General features: G+C 28.3%; 11 protein-coding genes, 2 tRNA genes and 1 rRNA gene. 9 read left to right on the top strand and 5 right to left on the bottom strand.

Annotated features, from left to right (window positions below):
- The first annotated feature begins 24 nt into the window (after nt 1–24).
- From CVV26_01085 to CVV26_01075, 3 genes are all read left to right on the top strand, one after another.
- Complete coding sequence (locus tag CVV26_01085) at nt 25–510, top strand: hypothetical protein (protein ID PKL72588.1); 486 nt, start codon at nt 25–27, stop codon at nt 508–510.
- A 49-nt stretch (nt 511–559) separates the two neighbouring features.
- Nucleotides 560–631, top strand: a tRNA-Arg gene (locus CVV26_01080).
- Nucleotides 632–701: 70 nt separating this feature from the next.
- Complete coding sequence (locus CVV26_01075) at nt 702–1874, top strand: hypothetical protein (GenBank protein PKL72587.1); 1173 nt, start codon at nt 702–704, stop codon at nt 1872–1874.
- Nucleotides 1875–2019: 145 nt separating this feature from the next.
- Here the strand turns inward: CVV26_01075 and CVV26_01070 are convergent, their stop codons facing one another.
- From CVV26_01070 to CVV26_01050, 5 genes are all read right to left on the bottom strand, one after another.
- A complete protein-coding gene (locus CVV26_01070) occupies nt 2020–3513 on the bottom strand; it encodes a starch synthase (GenBank protein ID PKL72586.1) in 1494 nt (497 codons plus the stop codon).
- A 24-nt stretch (nt 3514–3537) separates the two neighbouring features.
- Entirely contained in the window at nt 3538–4818 is a 1281-nt protein-coding gene (locus CVV26_01065; protein ID PKL72585.1) for a hypothetical protein, read from the bottom strand.
- On the bottom strand, nt 4815–5003 hold the full coding sequence (locus tag CVV26_01060; GenBank protein ID PKL72584.1) for a hypothetical protein: 189 nt from the start codon (nt 5001–5003) through the stop codon (nt 4815–4817). Before CVV26_01060 ends, CVV26_01065 begins: the two co-directional genes overlap by 4 nt.
- A 53-nt stretch (nt 5004–5056) precedes the next feature.
- Nucleotides 5057–5132 (bottom strand) — tRNA-Ile (locus CVV26_01055).
- A gap of 547 nt (nt 5133–5679) precedes the next feature.
- A 16S ribosomal RNA gene (locus CVV26_01050) occupies nt 5680–7492 on the bottom strand.
- A gap of 385 nt (nt 7493–7877) precedes the next feature.
- Here CVV26_01050 and CVV26_01045 point away from each other — a divergent pair.
- The 6 genes from CVV26_01045 to CVV26_01020 all read left to right on the top strand — a co-directional run bounded on the left by CVV26_01045 (nt 7878) and on the right by CVV26_01020 (nt 18178).
- Nucleotides 7878–10898 carry a ribonucleoside triphosphate reductase gene (locus tag CVV26_01045; protein ID PKL72583.1) on the top strand — a complete coding sequence of 1007 codons (3021 nt, stop codon included), beginning with the start codon at nt 7878–7880 and terminating at the stop codon, nt 10896–10898.
- A 127-nt stretch (nt 10899–11025) separates the two neighbouring features.
- Nucleotides 11026–11916 carry a hypothetical protein gene (locus tag CVV26_01040; protein PKL72582.1) on the top strand — a complete coding sequence of 297 codons (891 nt, stop codon included), beginning with the start codon at nt 11026–11028 and terminating at the stop codon, nt 11914–11916.
- Between the two features lie 35 nt (nt 11917–11951).
- Nucleotides 11952–13124 (top strand): hypothetical protein, encoded by a 1173-nt coding sequence (locus CVV26_01035; GenBank protein ID PKL72581.1) that lies wholly within the window; start codon nt 11952–11954, stop codon nt 13122–13124.
- Nucleotides 13125–13508: 384 nt separating this feature from the next.
- Nucleotides 13509–14858 carry a hypothetical protein gene (locus CVV26_01030; GenBank protein ID PKL72580.1) on the top strand — a complete coding sequence of 450 codons (1350 nt, stop codon included), beginning with the start codon at nt 13509–13511 and terminating at the stop codon, nt 14856–14858.
- A 255-nt stretch (nt 14859–15113) separates the two neighbouring features.
- Entirely contained in the window at nt 15114–15608 is a 495-nt protein-coding gene (locus CVV26_01025; GenBank protein ID PKL72579.1) for a hypothetical protein, read from the top strand.
- A 239-nt stretch (nt 15609–15847) separates the two neighbouring features.
- Entirely contained in the window at nt 15848–18178 is a 2331-nt protein-coding gene (locus CVV26_01020; protein PKL72578.1) for a methyltransferase, read from the top strand.
- Nucleotides 18179–18187 lie beyond the last annotated feature (9 nt).

Genomic DNA, 18187 nt, shown 5'->3' with positions numbered 1-18187 from the left:
TTTTAGTGTTTAAAAGTTATTTTTATGATTCAAGAAAATAAAGGGAAAGCTTTGATTGTTTGGAGTTTCCCTGAATTTATAAAACACAAAAGAACTCAAGAATGGTATTTTTTAATGTTTGCAACAGTATTAGGATTATTACTTTTTTCAATTTTTACCAAAAATTTTCTTTTTGCTATTATCATTATTTTATTTAGTATAATTTTAATTTTATTTGATTTTAAAAAACCAATTCTAATAAAATTTCAGATTACTGAAAAAGGAATCCAAGCATCAGAAAATTTTTATTATTGGAGAGAATTGGAAAATTTTTGGATTATTTATCAACTTCCAGAAGTAAAAAATCTTTATTTTAGCTTTAAAAATTTTATTAAACCCAATTTTATAATTTCTTTGGAGGATCAAAATCCACTTAAAATTAGAGAAATTTTATTAAAATATTTAAAAGAAGATTTAGAACAAGAAGAAGAATCATTTTCTGATCAATTTGGGAGGATAATAAAAATTTAAGAAATTATAAATTTTAAATTCTAACCCAAAAAATCTAAAACCTAATTTTGTCTTCATAGCTCAACGGATAGAGCGTGAGCTTGCGGAGCTTAAGATGGAGGTTCGATTCCTCCTGAGGACATAAAAAAGAAATTTTAAATTTTAAATTAAAGGATCTAGTGCCTAACACCTAGCGCCTAAAAGGTATTTTTATGATTACTCAAAATTTTGAAGGAAAAGATATAATTATTAATTTAGTTAATGATTATCTTATTAAGGCTATTGAAATGGGAGCGAGCGATATTCATATTGAACCGGAAAAAGATTTTGTTCGTTTTCGTTTTAGAATTGACGGGATTTTAAAAGAAATTGCCAAAGAACCCACACATTTACTTTCTGCTTTAATTGCTCGAATAAAAATTTTATCTCAATTAGATATTACTGAAACGAGAATGCCTCAAGATGGACGTTTTCAAATTAGAATAAAAGATCAAGATTTGGATTTACGAGTTTCAATATTTCCCACTCTTTATGGAGAATGTTCGGTAATTAGAGTATTAAATGTTAATAAGATTTTTCTAAATTTAGAAGAATTGGGAATGAATTTTACTCAATTAAAACAAGTAGAGGCAATGATTAAAAAACCCAATGGATTAATTTTAGTCACAGGACCAACTGGTAGCGGGAAAACAACTACCTTATACTCAATCCTTAATGTTTTGAATACAGTAGAAAAAAATATTGTTACTTTAGAAGATCCGATTGAATATCATTTGCCTTTAATTAGACAAACTCAAATTACTGAAAATTTAACCTTTGTTAAAGGATTGAAATTTTTATTGCGTCAAGATCCGGATATTATTATGGTGGGAGAAATTCGTGATTTAGAAACAGCTGAAATGGCTGTGCATACCGCCATAACAGGACATTTGGTTTTAAGCACTATTCATACAAATGATACGGCAAGCGCCTTGGTTCGTTTAGTAGATATGAAGGTAGAGCCTTTTTTAATTTCTTCATCTGTTTTAATAATCATCGCTCAAGAATTAATTCGAAAAAATTGTTCGCATTGCACAGAAGAATATCAACCTTCCAAAGAAATTATTGAAACTCTTGAATTAGAAAATCAAAAAGAAATTAAATTTAAAAGAGGGAAAAAATGTGTTCATTGTAATTTTACTGGATATAAAGGGCAAATGGGAATTTTTGAAATTTTGGTTATTAATGATGATATTAGATCGCTTATTCTTTCTCGTACTTCAGCAATTGAAATTCAAAAAAAAGCCAGAGAAAAAGGAATGGTTTCTTTGAGGCAACATGGAATAGAAAAAATTATTGAAGGTGTTACCACTCCTGAAGAAGTTTTACGAGCGACAAGGAAATAAAATTTAAATTTTAAATTTTTCTTCTTTAAAAATTTTAAAAAGATTATGTTAGTCGCACTATATAAAGAGGAACAAGTAATCAGTAACGAGTAATTTATTATCCCGCATCTGCGGATTGTACTTGTTACTTGTTATGAGTTATTGGTTACTTATTCTCCATTGCTTTTTTAAATAATGCTACATATTTTTTTGCCGGCAATTCCCATGAATAAGATTGTCGCATTCCTTTTTCTATTAAATATTCCCATGTTTTTTGATGTTTATAATTTTCTAAAGCTCTAGTGATAGCAATCAATAAATCTTCTTTCCAGTGTCTTTTAAAAACAAAACCATTTCCTTCTTTGGTTTGAGGATTAAAATCTAAAACAGTATCTGAAAGGCCTCCTATTTTATGAACAATTGGAATAGAGCCATAGCGCAGGCTTTTTAATTGAGTCGTGCCACAGGGTTCAAATTTTGATGGCATTAAATGTACATCTGAACCAGCATGAATTTTACTTTCCATTTTTTCAGAAAATTTTGAATAATAAACAAATTTATGCGGATATTTTTTTGCAGTTTTTTCTAAAAATTTACGATAATTTTTATCTCCTTCTCCTAATATTATAAATTGCGCATTTAAATGAAGCAAATGAATTAAATTTTCTTTGATTAAATTAAATCCTTTTTGTTCAGTTACTCGACTAGCCATTCCAATTAACGGAATGGCTATATTTTTTTCTAAACCAGTTTCTTTTTGTAAAGCTAATTTATTTCGTTTTTTTCCTTCTTTAAAAGTTTTCCAGTCATAATTAAAATAAATATTTTTATCAACAGCTGGATTGAAAATTATAGAATCAATTCCATTAACAATGCCATATAAATCTTTTTTTCTTGAATTTAAAATTTTTTGCATTCCTTGTCCAAATTGAGGGGTTAAAATTTCTTCTGCATAACGCTCGCTAACCGTATTAATAATATTAGAATGTAAAATTCCTCTTTTAGCAAAATTAATATTTTCAAATTTAGGTTCATTGAAAAATGGCAAATTATTTTTGCCATTATCTTTTTCTTTTAAAGGAATTTCCCACCAATTTTGTCCCATTTGAAATGCAAGATTGTGAATTGTATAAACAGTATTTGTGTTTTTAAAAAATGGATCACTTTTAAATCTTAATTTTTTCTTTAAAAAATATGGAATTAATCCGGTTTGCCAATCATTGCATTGAACAATATCTGGTTTAAAATTAATTAATTTTAATAATTGAAGCGCTGCCAAATCAAAAAGTGCAAAACGAGCATTCTCGCGTTTTGAACCATAAAGCTGTTGAATTGATTTTTTTTCTTGATGTTTCCAATAAAAAAACTGTTTATTTCCTATAAAATAAACAGTCAATCCTTTCATTAATTCTCCTTTCCATAGATCAATATTTAAAGTATTTTGTTCGTCTATTTTTAAGGGAATATTTTTTTGAAAACATTTAAGTTTGAATTTTTTTTCATCTATTAATTTTTCATAAAAAGGCGTAATAATAATTACAGAATGACCTAAACGAAATAAAGCCTTTGAAAGAGAACGAGTCACATCAGCCATTCCTCCTGTTTTAGAAAAAGGATCTGTTTCTGAAGAAACCACGGCTATTTTAAGTAAGTTTTTCATAAATGATTTTTTAATTTTTTTCTCCTATTTACTCCATGAAATAAGAAATTGGCTAATAAATTCTTGTGGCGAATGATTTTCTTCAATAAAATGCGACAAAGTCCAAGCAATAGAAAGAAAAATATGATATGGTTCTAAATTTTCTTGTTTGGCTTTTTGATAAGCTGGATGATTAGTATTAATCCAAATAGTATTTTCAATCATTCGAGCTAAACTAATTTTTGAAGGATTTTCTTCAAAACCAATTGTTAATGTTGGCGCTTTTTTCTTTTTATCTTTATTTTCTTGTTTCAATGTTTTAGTGTTTTTTTGTTTTTTTGTTTCTGTATTTTTTGTTTCTTCTGTTTCTTTTTCAATAAAACCTACTAAAGGACCTTCTAATTTTAAATGGGTTCCTTTTTTATTTTTTTTAATTCCAACAAGAGGTGTTAATTCCGGAAAATTTTCTAAAACATCTTCCAACATTTTCTCAATTTCTTTTTCTAAAGGTTTTAGTTTTTTGAAATTTTTTTCAAAGGAAATTATTTCTTCTCCAAATTCAGAAAGAATTGGTAAAATTGCTTCTTGAATTGCTTTGCGATAACAATAATATTTTTTTAAACTTGTGGCATCTTTTAAAAAATCATTTTTGTTTGTTGTTAAAATTTCAGAAAGAGCTGGAATTTCTATTAATCCATAAATTTGAAAAGCAAGCCTTGGGAAAATTCCTAACCAATCCCAACCTTGTTTAATTACTTTGCCGTAAGTGGAAATACTGATTCCAAAATTTTTTAAAGAAAAATTTTCATTTGATTTAATTAAAAAACCAAAACCAGCTAATTTTTTTTCTTCTTTGCCAAGAGTAACTTTGAAAGTTTTTAAAGCTTCTTTTAAATTAGAGTTTTTTATTTCAATTTTTTCATTATTTATAAAAAATTCTATTTCTTTTTTATAAACATATTTCAAGATAGAATCAAAAAATACGGAATGCAATAAAGGATAAAAATGTTTTTTAATATTTTTATAAATAAAATCAGAATTTAAAAGAAAGGATTGAAAGTCAGAAAATTCAATAGTAATTGCAGTCCCTCGTGAAGTTTTTACTTTTCCTTGAGAAGGAATAAATTTCCAAGGAGCTCTATCAGCATTCATTAAATGCCATGTTGTAGCACAATGAGAACCATAACCGCCTTTAGTTTCAGTGATTACCGATTTAGCAATTAAGAGAGATAATTTAGCGCCAATGCCAGCAAAACCAATTCCTTTTCCACGAATTTTAGTTGTAGCTGCAATATTATGATAATTTTTTAAAGCTTGTCGTTTCATTCCGTTACCATTGTCGCAAATAGTAAAACTATTTTTTCTGGTTCTGTAAAAAGTTCAATTCTAGAAGCTTTTGAATCAAGACTATTAGCTATTAATTCAGTTAAAATAATTTCTTCAACTGTAAGAGAATAACCATCCCTAATATCTTCTAATAAATGTTTAAGATTAACCCTAGTTTCTTGCATAAAAAATTATAAAATTAAAAATTTTAATCTTAATTTTACACTTTAAACTTTCTTGGTGGGCGCACATGGACTCGAACCATGGACCTTTTCCTTATCAGAGAAATGCTCTACCAGCTGAGCTATGCGCCCGGAATAAAAAAACAAGAAACACAAAAATAAAAAAACAAGAAAATTAAAAAACAATCAGTTTTGATATTATAAAAAAAAAGAAAAAATAATGCAAATTTTTATAACATATAAAAAGAAGTAAGGGCAATAAAAAAAAGAGTTACCCTTTTGTGCACGGTTCCTTTATGAACGGTCCCGAACGGAACGGTCCCTTTTATGTAGGGTCTCGACTAAGAAATAAAAAATAGAAAAAAAATAAATTTACAAAAAATAAAAAACCCGTCCCAAGAAGGACAGGTTTTTTATTTTGAATGTTAAAACTTATTTTCTATGGTAAGAAAATAAAAGATAAGTGAGTAAAACTAGACCAAGTTTTTTTTATAATTCACTGATTATTTTTTATTTTTGAATTTTTATTACTCGTTACTGATTATATGTTACTTGTTACGTTTTTATTTTTGACATTTAAAAAGTGATAGGAATTTTTTGATTTTCTTTTTTATTTCTAATTAAAGAAATAATCGACTGTATCACTAATTAATAAATTAATTAGTGAAATTTTCTCCTTGAAAGGAGGTGATCCATCCACAGCTTCCGCTACGGATGCCTTGTTACGACTTCACCCTTATTATTGGCCTTACTCTCCCCCGACATAACATCGGGGTTCAAATATTGCCAACTCTCTTGGCGTGACGGGCGGTGTGTACAAGATCCGAGAACGTATTCAATGTTGTATGCTGACCAACATTTACTAGCGATTCCAACTTCATGAGGGCGAATTTCAGCCCTCAATCCGAACTGAGGCCAATTTTATAAGATTTGCTCCACCTTACGGTATTGCGACTTTTTGTATTGGCCATTGTAGCACGTGTGTGGCCCAAGGCGTAAGAGCCATGCTGATTTGACGTCATCCCCACCTTCCTCCCCCGCCTAAATTTTTGATAAAAATATATCAAAAACTTGGGCGGGGGCAGTTTAATGTGAAAATATAACACATTATAAGGGTTGCGCTCGTTACCGGACTTAACCGTACACCTCAAGGCACGAGCTGACGACAACCATGCAGCACCTGTCTCCTCGCTCTTTTGCAAGCACTCCCGAGTTTCTCCGGGATTCGAGGGATGTCAAACCTTGGTAAGGTTTTTCGCGTATCGTCGAATTAAACCACATGCTCCACCGCTTGTGCGGATCCCCGTCAATTCCTTTGAGTTTTAATCTTGCGATCGTACTCTCCAGGCGGGATACTTAAGGAGTTATCTTAAATATAGCGACACTGAAAGGGTCGATACTTCCAATGTCTAGTATCCATCGTTTACGGCGTGGACTACTGGGGTATCTAATCCCATTCGCTACCCACGCTTTAGTCCTTGAACGTCAGAATTGTTCTAGTAAGCTGCCTTCGCTATTGGTGTTCTAGCCGATATTAACGCATTTAACTACTACACCGGCTATTCCGCTTACCTCTCCCAACCTCTATTCTATTGGTTTTTTTGGCGGTTTTGATGTTAAGCATCAAGATTTAACCAAAAACCTAATAAAACGTCTGCGGACGCTTTACGCCCAATGATTCCGGATAACGCTTGTCACTCACGTATTACCGCTGCTGCTGGCACGTGATTAGCAGTGACTTATTCACAAAGTACCCTCAACCACCGCACCTCGCTACGTTCGGGCGGAATTTCCAATTTTTAATTTCCAATTTCCAATAAATTTCTAATTTCAAAATTTCTAAACATTTTTTTGTTTTGTTTAAAAATTAAGTCATTAAAAATTAATTTAAAATTTAAAATTTAAAATTTAAAATTCCGTACCAAACACAGTGAGGTACGGTAGCTTGTTCCTCTATAAAAGATCTTTACACCCCGAGGGGCTTCATCGATCACGCGGCGTCGCTTCGTCACCCTTTCGGGCATTGCGAAATATTCTTGACTGCAGCCTCCCGTAGGAGTCTGGGCAGTGTCTCAGTCCCAGTGAGACGGGTCATGCTCTCACACCCGTTACTCATCATAGCTTTGGTAAGCCATTACCTTACCAACAGGCTAATGAGCCATAGGCCACTCCAAAAGCAATTTAGATTGCTCTAAATCTTTAATGCGATAAAATTATTATCGCACCTTATAAGGAATTAGCCTCGATTTCTCGAAGTTATGCCTTTCTTTTGGGTATGTTACCAATGTGTTACTCACCCGTTTGCCACTAACCTTATATTTTGCGCGAGAAAATCTAAATAATTTTTTAAAATAAAAAAATTAAATCAATTGAATTGGTTTAATTTTATATTTTAAAATTTAAATTTCCTTGTGCAAAACATAAAGTTCGTTCGACTTGCATGCCTTAAACACGCCGCTAGCGTTCATCCTGAGCCAGGATCAAACTCTAAGTAAATTTCAATGTTTTTTCAAACATGAAACAAATAGTAAATTCCTATCACATTTCAAATGTCAAAGAACGTTATTATTTAACTAGTTTGTATAGTAAACAATTTTTTAAAATTTGTCAATTTTTTTCCACAGTTTGTAAAAAATAATAATTATTATTATATATATATTATATTAATTTAAGCAAATTTTTTTAAGCAAATTTTTTAAAAAAATTATTTAAAAGAATTAAAATTAATAAAAATGATTATAAATATTTTTAGCTAAAATAAGCTAAAATTTTAAAATTTGCTTAAATTTTAGAATATGTTAAAATAATTTTTATTAAATATATTAAAAAGTATTTATTAAAATAAAAAAATAATGTAATTTTATAAGTTGATTTTTTATGAAACAAATAAAAAAATTTAAAATACAAAAAATTCGGAAGCGGAATGGAAGAATGGTTGAATTTGATCAAGAAAAAATTACTCAAGCCATTTATAAGGCCATTGTTGCTATTGAAGGAAAAGATGGAAAAAAGTCAAAAAAATTATCTGATAAGGTATTAACCATTCTTGAATATCAATTTGATTCAAAAAATATTCCCACTGTTGAAGAAATCCAAGACATTGTTGAAAAGGTTTTAATTAAAGCTGGTTTGGTTGAAGTGGCAAAGGCTTATATTTTATATAGAAAACAGCAAGAAAAAGTGCGTGAAATGGGCGGAGTAATGATGGATATTGAAAAAATTATGGATGGTTATTTAAAACAAGAAGATTGGAGAGTAAAAGAAAATGCCAATATTGGTTATTCGTTTGGAGGATTGATGCTTCATATTTCTGGGTCCGTTATTGCTAATTATCTTTTAGAAAATGTTTATCCAGCAAAAATTGCTCAAGCTCATAAAGAGGGAGATATACATCTTCATGATTTATCAATGGGTTTAAATGCTTATTGTGCTGGTTGGAGTTTACGACAATTACTTTTGCAAGGATTGGGAGGTGTTGAAAATCGAATTGAATGCGCGCCACCCAAACATTTAGAAACAGTTTTGGGACAAATGGTAAATTTTTGGGGAATTTTACAAAATGAATGGGCTGGGGCTCAAGCCTTTAGTTCTTTTGATACTTATTTAGCTCCATTTGTGCGAGCGGATCATTTAACTTATAAAGAAGTAAAACAAAATATTCAAAAATTTATGTTTAATATTGCCGCACCTTCTAGATGGGGGACTCAATGTGTTAGTGAAGACACAGAAGCATTAACAGATAATGGATGGAAAAAATATTTAGAGATTAAAAAAGAAGATAAGATAGCAACTTTTAATTTAGAAAAAAAAATAATTGAATATTTAAAACCAGAAAGAGTTTGTTCTTATGATTATAATGGTTATTTATTTAATTTAAAAAATAGAACACAAGATCAATTAATAACACCTGGTCACAAAATTGTCAGAAAAATATTTAATAATGGCGAGTTTGAATTATTAGAAATTGAAAAAGCTTTAAAATTTAAAACGCCAATTTTAATACCCAATTCATCTATAACTGTTTCAAAAAAAGAAATAGACGAAAATTTATTAAAAATAATTGCTTGGTTTGTTTCTGAAGGAAGTTTTTCAGATGGTGATAGAGATCGAGTTTATATATTTCAATCAGAAAAAAATATAGCTAATTGTAATGAAATAAGAACCTGTTTAAAAAAATTGAATTTTAAATGGGATGAAATGAAAAAAAATGGTGGATTTTTAAATAGTGGAATAATTTTAAGATTTAGATTAAATCAAGAATCTTCAAAAAAAATTCGAAAAATAATAAATAAAAAAGAAATACCTTCTTTAATTAAAACACTTTCCGCTGATCAAATCCAACTTTTTATTCATACTTATATTAAAGGTGATGGTCATCGAGAGTTTAAAGGTAGGATAAGAATATTTACAAAAGATGAAAAAAATAAAAATGATTTACAAGAATTATGCGTTTTGTCTAATTATGGAACAACCATTAAACAAAGAGAAAATGGCGTTTACGTTATAAATATTATTAGAAATAATATAACTTCAATAACTCAAATTTCAAAGAAAAAATACAAAGGAAAAGTTTGGTGTCCAACTACTTTAAATGGCACTTTTATTGCAAGAAGAAATGGAAAAACTTTTATAACAGGGAATACGCCATTTACTAATTTAACCTTTGATTGGACTGTGCCGGAAGATTTAAAAAACGATCCAGTAATTATTGGTGGCAAATTACAAGAAACTACTTATGAGGATTATCAAAAAGAAATGGATATGATAAATAGGGCTTTTATAGAAGTAGCCACAGAAGGGGATAATAAAGGGAGGGTTTTTACATTTCCAATTCCTACATATAATATTACTAAAGATTTTAATTGGGATACTTCAAATACAAATTTACTTTTTGAAATGACAGCCAAATATGGAATACCATATTTCCAAAATTTTATAAATAGTGAATTAAAACCAACCGATGTTCGATCAATGTGTTGTAGATTACAAATGAATCTTAATCAATTAAGAGCAAAGACAGGTGGACTTTTTGGTTCTGGCGAATCAACTGGTTCGGTGGGAGTTGTGACTATTAATATGCCTCGCATTGGTTATTTAGCAAAAGATAAAAAAGATTTTTTTGATCGATTAGCCAAACAAATGGATTTAGCAAAAGAATCTTTAGAAATTAAAAGAAAAGTAGTTACTCATAATTTAAATAATGGATTATTTCCTTATACTAAAAGATATTTAGGAAATTTAGATCATCATTTTTCTACCATTGGACCTTTGGGAATTAATGAGGCTTGTTTAAATTTTTTAGGCAAAAATAAAGACATAGCCAGTAAAGAGGGGAGAGAATTTGCTTTAGAAATTTTAGATTTTATGCGAGAAAAATTGAAAGAAATTCAAAATGAAACAGGAAATATTTACAATTTAGAAGCAGTCCCTGCTGAAGGAACTTCTTATCGTTTGGCTAAAATTGACAAAAAAAAATATCCAAAAATAATTACTGCAGGAGAAAAAGCTTTTTATTATACCAATTCTAGCCATTTGCCAGTAAATTATACAGATGATATTTTTGAAGCTTTAGATTTTCAAGATGAATTACAATGTAAATATTCAGGAGGAACGGTTTTTCATGGATTTATTGGAGAAAAAATGCCATCAGTTGAAGCAACTAAGCAATTAGTTAAACGAATTGCTGAAAATTATCATTTGCCATATTTTACCATTACTCCAACTTTCAGTGTTTGTCCTGACCATGGTTATATTGCAGGAGAACATTTTAAGTGTCCGCAATGTAATAAAAATTGTGAAGTATATTCCCGAGTTACTGGTTATATTAGACCAATACAACAATGGCATGAAGGTAAACAAGAAGAATTTTATGATAGAAAAGAATATAAAATAAAATAATTTTAAGTTTTAATTTTTAATTTACTATAGGTCAATATAGTACTCATAGAAATTTATAAAATTTTATGGAAGAAAAAAATGATTTAATAAAAAAAGAAAGCAATTCAGCAAAATTTACTTTTTTTATATGTTGTCTTTAGTGGCTTTAGGTTTTACGGCTACATCAATCGGAATAATTATTTTTCAAATTATTAATAAAAATATTGTTGATATAACTGAAAGTTTTAATAGCGAATACGATATAGATGCTCTTAAACTTGCCATTTCAGCAATTATTGTCTGCGTGCCAATTTTTTTTATTATGACTTGGCAAATTAATAAAAATTTATTTTTAGGTTTGTTAGATAAAAATTCTGGCATTAGAAAATGGTTAACCTATTTTATTTTGTTTGCTTCTTCGGTGGTAATAATTGGTTATTTAATTTCATTGATTTTTAATTTTTTAAATGGTGAATTATCTATTAAATTTATTTTGAAAACCATAACAGCCATTATTATTTCAGGAATTGTTTTTTCTTATTATTTTTATGATATTAAACGGAAAATCGTTGAAAAAACGAAAAGTAAAATTTCTCAAATTTATTTTTATGGCGCATTGTTAATTATTATAGCAACGCTAATTAGTAGCATTTTTTTTGTTGAATCGCCACAAGAAACTAGAAATAAAAAACAAGATTATATGGTTGCAGAAAAAATTTTTAATATTAAAAGAGCGATAAATTCTTATTATTTTTCTAAAAAGAAATTGCCAGAAAATTTTGAAGAATTATTATTAGGTGGATTTATTCAAAGCGAGAATGAAATACGAAATCCAAAAACAAAAGAAAAAGTTGAATATAAAATAATTTCAGAAGATACATATGAATTATGCGCTAATTTTAAAACTTCAAATAAAAATAATCATGATGAACATTATAATTATCCAAATGATCAATGGTTTCATGATGCAGGTTATCAATGCATCAAAAAACCAGTGGAAAATAATGATGTTGTCGCACCAATATTATTAAATCATTAGAAAGAATAGATTAAAACTAGGTTAATAATTAGAATATGTTTAAAAAAACAATTTTAAAAAATGGTTTGAGAATTATTACTAGTGAAATGCCAGAAATGAAATCTGTCGCTTCTATTATTTTAATTGGCGCTGGATCAAGATATGAAAATAAAAATAATAATGGCATTTCACATTTTTTAGAGCATATGTTTTTTAAGGGAACAAAAAAAAGGCCAAATGCAAAACAAATTTCAGAAACAATTGAAAAAGTTGGTGGACAAATTAACGCTTTTACTTCTATTGATCACACGGGTTTTTGGACCAAAGTGCCAAAAAAGCATTTCAAATTAGGTATTGAATTTCTTTCAGATTTAGTTTTAAATTCTCTGATTAAATCAGAAGAAATTGAAAAAGAAAAAGGAGTAATTCTTGAGGAAATTAATATGTATTTAGATAATCCTCAGTCTTATATTTCCACTTTGATTCAACAATTAATGTGGAAAGAACAGAATTTAGGGTTTGATCCTTTAGGAGAAAAAAAGATTATAGAAAAAATTAAAAGAGAAGATTTTATAAATTATATAAAGGATTTATATCAACCTTCAAATATGGTAATTAGTGTGGCAGGGGATATAAAACATGAACAAGTAATTATAGAAGTAGAGAAAATATTTAATAAAATTAAAAATAAATCTATAAAAAAATTTAAAAAAGTAGAAGATCAACAAAAAAAACCGCAGATTTTATTATATAAAAAAGAAACTGATCAAGCGCATTTATGTTTAAGTTTAAAATCAGATTATCTTTCATATAATAATCCACAAAAGACAGTCTATCAAGTTTTAAGCGTTATTTTAGGTGGGACAATGAGTTCAAGGCTTTTTATGGAAATTAGAGAAAAAAGGGGATTGGCTTATTATATTTATTCTTCCATTGATTATTATAATGAAACAGGAGCTTTGGTTGTGAGTGCTGGATTAAATATTAATAAAATTAATCAAGCAATAAAAATAATTTTGCGTGAATTTAAGAAATTAAAAAATATTAAAGTGTCAAAAGTAGAATTAAATAAAATTAAAGAATACTTAAAAGGAAATTTACTTTTAGAAACAGATGATACGGATTTTATTTGTAAGGCAAAAGAAATTTTTCAAACCAATAAATTAAATTTAGCCATAATAAGCCCCTTTGAAAACACAAAACTCTTTTTGCCTTTATTAAAAATTTGATGTAATAATAAATATTATGCAAGAAAAAAATCAGCTTACAATTAATATTTCCTCTTTGACAATTATTAAAATAATATGCAAAAAATAAAAATAGAAATCGCGCTTATTCCTTTGTGTGAAGAGATATATGTTAGCCACGACATAGCAAATTTTATTATTAAACCGATTTTTAATAACTCGTCTGAAAGTCTGTGCGAAAACCTTGGCAGGTTCGAATCCCTCTTGTTTTAACGGTGCAGGTCGACTAATCATCGACCTGCACCGCCCCCTAACTTTTTTTTGATAACTTAAAATTAATATCAACTATTCGAATAATTTTATAAAAAGAAAATATATTTGTAAAATTTTTTTAGCCTTAAAACATTAAAAACTTCTACAATTTATATGATTAAATATATACAAATCGGTTTGGTGATTTTAAAGATTGATATTAAAAAAGAATCAAAAGTCATTAATAATATATTGAAGTCTTTTAAAATTGTGCCAGTTGAAAAAAGTGATGGAGTAATTATTTTTAAGAGGGCAAAAGAAAAGTCCATAATAATTAATGTAAAAAGTCGATCTGTTGTGGTGGCTGGACCAGCACTCGATAATTGTTCCGACCATCTTTTGCCTATTATGATAATGCAAATCATATTTAGATTTGCAGATTTCTTATCTGTTGATAAACCTCAACTTCTTTTGCATGCCTCAACGGCCATATGGTGTGAGAGTAAAGCTATATTATTTGGTGATGATGGAACAAATGTTGGCAAGACAACGGCCTCTATAGAACTGGGTTTAAAAAGTAATGAGTATGTAAGTGATGAGTTTAGTGTATATGATGTTGCCAGTAATGCCATACTTGATTTCTCGACTCTTTCGATACATATACGTGATGAATATTTAGTAGATCTTAACAACCGTGGGATTTTAATTAATAGTAATCCTAAATGTCGCGGACTTTATTCTTTGGGTGATTTTGGTATAAAATCAAGTTTAGAGGCACAACTTTCAATGATTGTTTATCCCAGATTCAGCCTAAAGGCAGAACCAAAAGTAGTTCGTTTATCAGAAAATAAGGCAAGAGCAAATCTTGATATTTTGGCCTTTTCACATATGGCAAAATTTCTTTATCCTAAATATGATCGTGCTAGTTGGATCAAAAGAACAGATAGTACGGAAATTTTTAATATAGAGAAGGATTGTAAGCGATTGGCTTTGAGCAGGAGAGCCTGTACAGACCAAATTTTGCAAAAGGTATCATCTTACTTCATTACATTTCAAACTCCCTCGCAAATAGTTGAGTTAGTTAAACATGCTGTTGCGGTGGAACAAAAGAGGGTTATTAACCATTTATCAGCTAGTGCTGTTGTTTATTTTAAAAATAAAGAGGGTGCAAAAATTCTTTTAATTAAAAAAACTAATGGACGTATTTTTTTACCCAAAGGTCATGTTAATTATGGAGAAAAATCTAGCGACGCTGCTTTGCGAGAAGTTAAAGAGGAAGCAGGACTTAAAAGTGGAATTGTAAAAGGAAAAATCGGTGAATATTCTTACACCTTTACTCCCGAATATGGTTTTGCAACTCACAACAAAACGGTTAGCACATATCTTATAGAAGGTAAGAAAATTAAACTTAAGGCGCTGATAGCCGAAGGCTTTATCGATGCTTTTCTTGTCTCTCCAAATGAAGCAATAAAACTGTGTTCATTTGAAGATGAGAAAAAAATGATTGCCAAAATTTTTAAGTAAATAAATTATGTTTGATGGAAATTTTGCGGAGCTATCTGCTCGCATTAAAAAAAATTAGGTGAAAATTTTGCGTATACTATAGGTGCTGGCAGTTATGGTGTCGGAAAAGATATTTCTATTGATAGTGATATAGACTTCGTGCTTGTTGTTTACAATATTAATTATGGCGAGAAACATAAAATAAACAGCTGTTTTAATGAGCTTATAAATAATTACGCCTTGAAGATTAGTGGCGTCGTTATTAGTAAAAATTTTTTGAATGCAGAAAATCCTAATTTATTAACCATTGATGGCAAAATTATTCAGTCAATTATAGAGGTAAATTTGGGATATCAGCAAATTTTTGGATGTGACGATCACAATAATCTCTTGCCAAAATTTTCAGAATCGCAAATCAAGGAATTTAGCCTTAAAGAGGTAGGAAATCTTTACAATATATATATGAGAATAATGACAAGAGAAAATTTAAACGCTGATGTTTTGGAAAGAGTTTTACATCTCGCAATTATTATTACAAAGCTAACTGTTCAAGCTCTCTATAAAACTTGTGTGACAGGTCAAGATATTTTGGATGAGATTAAAAATAGAATGCCTAATGATGTTGTGACTAGATTTAGCGATATAGTGCGTTTAAAAAATAATCGAGATGAATATAAAACAACAACTACAGATATATTAATTGTTTTTTTTAATTTAATAGATGATCATATAGAATATATATTAGGATTATACACCATAACATATCGTTAGTCACAATAAACATTAAAGTGTCAAAAGTAGAATTAAATAAAATTAAAGAATACTTAAAAGGAAATTTACTTTTAGAAACAGATGATACGGATTTTATTTGGCAAAAGAAATTTTTCAAACCAATAAATTAAATTTAGCCATAATAAGCCCCTTTGAAAACACAAAACTCTTTTTGCCTTTATTAAAAATTTGATGTAAAATAATCAATATAGAAGTTTTTAACTATAAAAAACAATCATATGAAAAACGAAAGAGATACAGAAAATATTGTTAGAGACCATTTTAAAAAATATTCGGATGATATTATTTTGGAAGAACAATCTTCTAAAAATTTGAAAATTCAAAAATTATTAAATACTGCCTCTAAAAGTGGAAACGGAAAAGGTTTTCCGGAATTTATTATTCAGTACAAAAATAATTCAGATCTTTTAATTGTTGTTGAATGTAAATTTGATATTTTAAAACATCAAAGTGAAACAAAAAAAGAAGCAAAAGATTATGCTGTTGATGGAGTTTTGTTATATTCATCTTATTTAGCAAAAGATTATGATGTGATTTCAATTGCGGTTAGTGGTGCTGATATTAAAGAATTAAAAGTCTCACATTTTTTACAAATGAAAGGAGAAAAAAATTCTGTTGAAATTTTTTCAAATAAATTATTATTAGCGAAAGATTATTTAGAAGGTTATATAAAAAGTCCTGAAAAGTTTCGGCAAGATTTTAATAATCTTTTAGATTTTTCAAAAAAACTTAATGATAATTTACATTTGCATAAAGTTAAAGAAAGCGATCGAGCATTATTACTTTCTTGTGTTTTAATTGCTCTGGAAAATAAATCTTTTGAAGATGGATATAAAACTTATACTAACCCAAAACAATTATCAGAATTTTTATTAACCACTGTTAGAAATGAATTTGAAAACGGAAAAATTGGAGAAAAAAAACTTGCTATTTTAGATCAAAAATTTTCTTTTATAAAAACAGATACAAGTCTTTCAAATAAGCACAATGTTTTGCTTGAAATAATTACAGACATAAATGAAAATATAAAAGATTTTATAAAAAATCATAAATATCTTGATGTGCTTGGGCAACTTTATGTAGAATTTTTACGATATGCAAATAGTGATAAAGGTTTAGGAATAGTTTTGACTCCACCGCATATCACAGAATTTATGACAGAAATTGTTGAAGTAAATAAAGATAGTATTGTTTATGATAATTGCACTGGAACTGGTGGTTTTCTTGTGTCATCTATGAATTTAATGATTAAAGATGCAAAAGGTGATAAAGAAAAAGAAAAAGAAATAAAAACAAAACAATTAATTGGTGTTGAATATCAAGCAGATATTTTTGCTCTTGCTTGTTCAAATATGTTTATACATCAAGATGGAAAAACAAATATTTTTCACGGAAGTTGTTTTGATGAAAAAATTATTAAACAAGTTAAAAATTCTAAACCAACAGTCGGCTTGCTCAATCCTCCTTATAAATCAGATAAAAAAAATGATATAGATGAATTTGAATTTATTTTAAATAATTTGGATTGTTTAGAACAAGGAGGAAAATGTGTTGCAATTGTTCCGATGCAAAGTGCATTAGCTCAAACAGGAAAAGTTTATGAATGGAAAGAAAAAGTTTTAGAGAAGCATACTCTGGAAGCAGTTTTTTCAATGCCAGATGAATTATTTTTTAATTCAAAAGTAAATGTTGTTTCTTGTATTATGGTTTTTACAGCAAAGAGACCTCATCCTGCAGAAAAGAAAACTTATTTTGGATATTATAAAAACGATGGTTTTGTAAAAAGAAAAAATAAAGGAAGAATTGATTTATTTGAAAATTTTAAAAATAAAATAAAAAAAGAATGGATAGTAAATTTTCAAAATCACGAAAATATTGCAGGGCTTAGTGTAAATAAAGTCGTAAAAGCAAACGACGAATGGTGTGCCGAAGCTTATATGGAGACGGATTATTCAAATATTTCAAAAGAGGATTTTGAGAAAGATGTTCGTAATTATTTAGCCTTTGAAATAGCAAATAATATTTTTATTAATAAAAATATTTTAAAATCTAGTATTTCAAAAAATGAAAATATTAAATTAAATATAAAAAATTGGAAAAATTTTAATTTAATAGATTTGTTTGAAATTACTGGAAGTAAAACAACTTCCATTTTAGATTTAGAAGAATATGGAAAAGGAGAATATCCTTTTATTACTACACAAGCAACTAATAATGGAGTGAGAGGTTTTTATGATTTTTTTACAGAAGAAGGGAACATTTTAACTATTGATAGTGCTGTTATAGGATATTGTTCATTTCAAGAAAAAAGATTTTCAGCAAGTGATCATGTAGAAAAATTAATACCAAAATTTGAGTTGAATAAATATATTGGTTTATTTTTAACAACAATTTTAAATATGGAACAATATCGATATAATTATGGAATAAAAGCTAGTCAAACAAGATTAAAAGAAAGGATTATAAAACTCCCATCAAAAAATGAAAAACCTGATTGGGAATTTATGGAAAATTATATAAAATCTTTATCTTATTCATCTAATTTATAATTTTTATTT

This window comes from Candidatus Kuenenbacteria bacterium HGW-Kuenenbacteria-1, from assembly GCA_002839745.1.
GTDB lineage: Bacteria > Patescibacteriota > Patescibacteriia > UBA2591 > PGYQ01 > PGYQ01.
This window is presented reverse-complemented; position numbering and strand designations above follow the sequence as displayed.

Bases quoted from the DNA above. Each gene is read 5' to 3' on its own strand.
- CVV26_01085 (PKL72588.1), top strand. From the start codon at position 25: ATGATTCAAGAAAATAAAGGGAAAGCTTTGATTGTTTGGAGTTTCCCT.
- CVV26_01075 (PKL72587.1), top strand. From the start codon at position 702: ATGATTACTCAAAATTTTGAAGGAAAAGATATAATTATTAATTTAGTT.
- CVV26_01070 (PKL72586.1), bottom strand. From the start codon at position 3,513: ATGAAAAACTTACTTAAAATAGCCGTGGTTTCTTCAGAAACAGATCCT.
- CVV26_01065 (PKL72585.1), bottom strand. From the start codon at position 4,818: ATGAAACGACAAGCTTTAAAAAATTATCATAATATTGCAGCTACAACT.
- CVV26_01060 (PKL72584.1), bottom strand. From the start codon at position 5,003: ATGCAAGAAACTAGGGTTAATCTTAAACATTTATTAGAAGATATTAGG.
- CVV26_01045 (PKL72583.1), top strand. From the start codon at position 7,878: ATGAAACAAATAAAAAAATTTAAAATACAAAAAATTCGGAAGCGGAAT.
- CVV26_01040 (PKL72582.1), top strand. From the start codon at position 11,026: ATGTTGTCTTTAGTGGCTTTAGGTTTTACGGCTACATCAATCGGAATA.
- CVV26_01035 (PKL72581.1), top strand. From the start codon at position 11,952: ATGTTTAAAAAAACAATTTTAAAAAATGGTTTGAGAATTATTACTAGT.
- CVV26_01030 (PKL72580.1), top strand. From the start codon at position 13,509: ATGATTAAATATATACAAATCGGTTTGGTGATTTTAAAGATTGATATT.
- CVV26_01020 (PKL72578.1), top strand. From the start codon at position 15,848: ATGAAAAACGAAAGAGATACAGAAAATATTGTTAGAGACCATTTTAAA.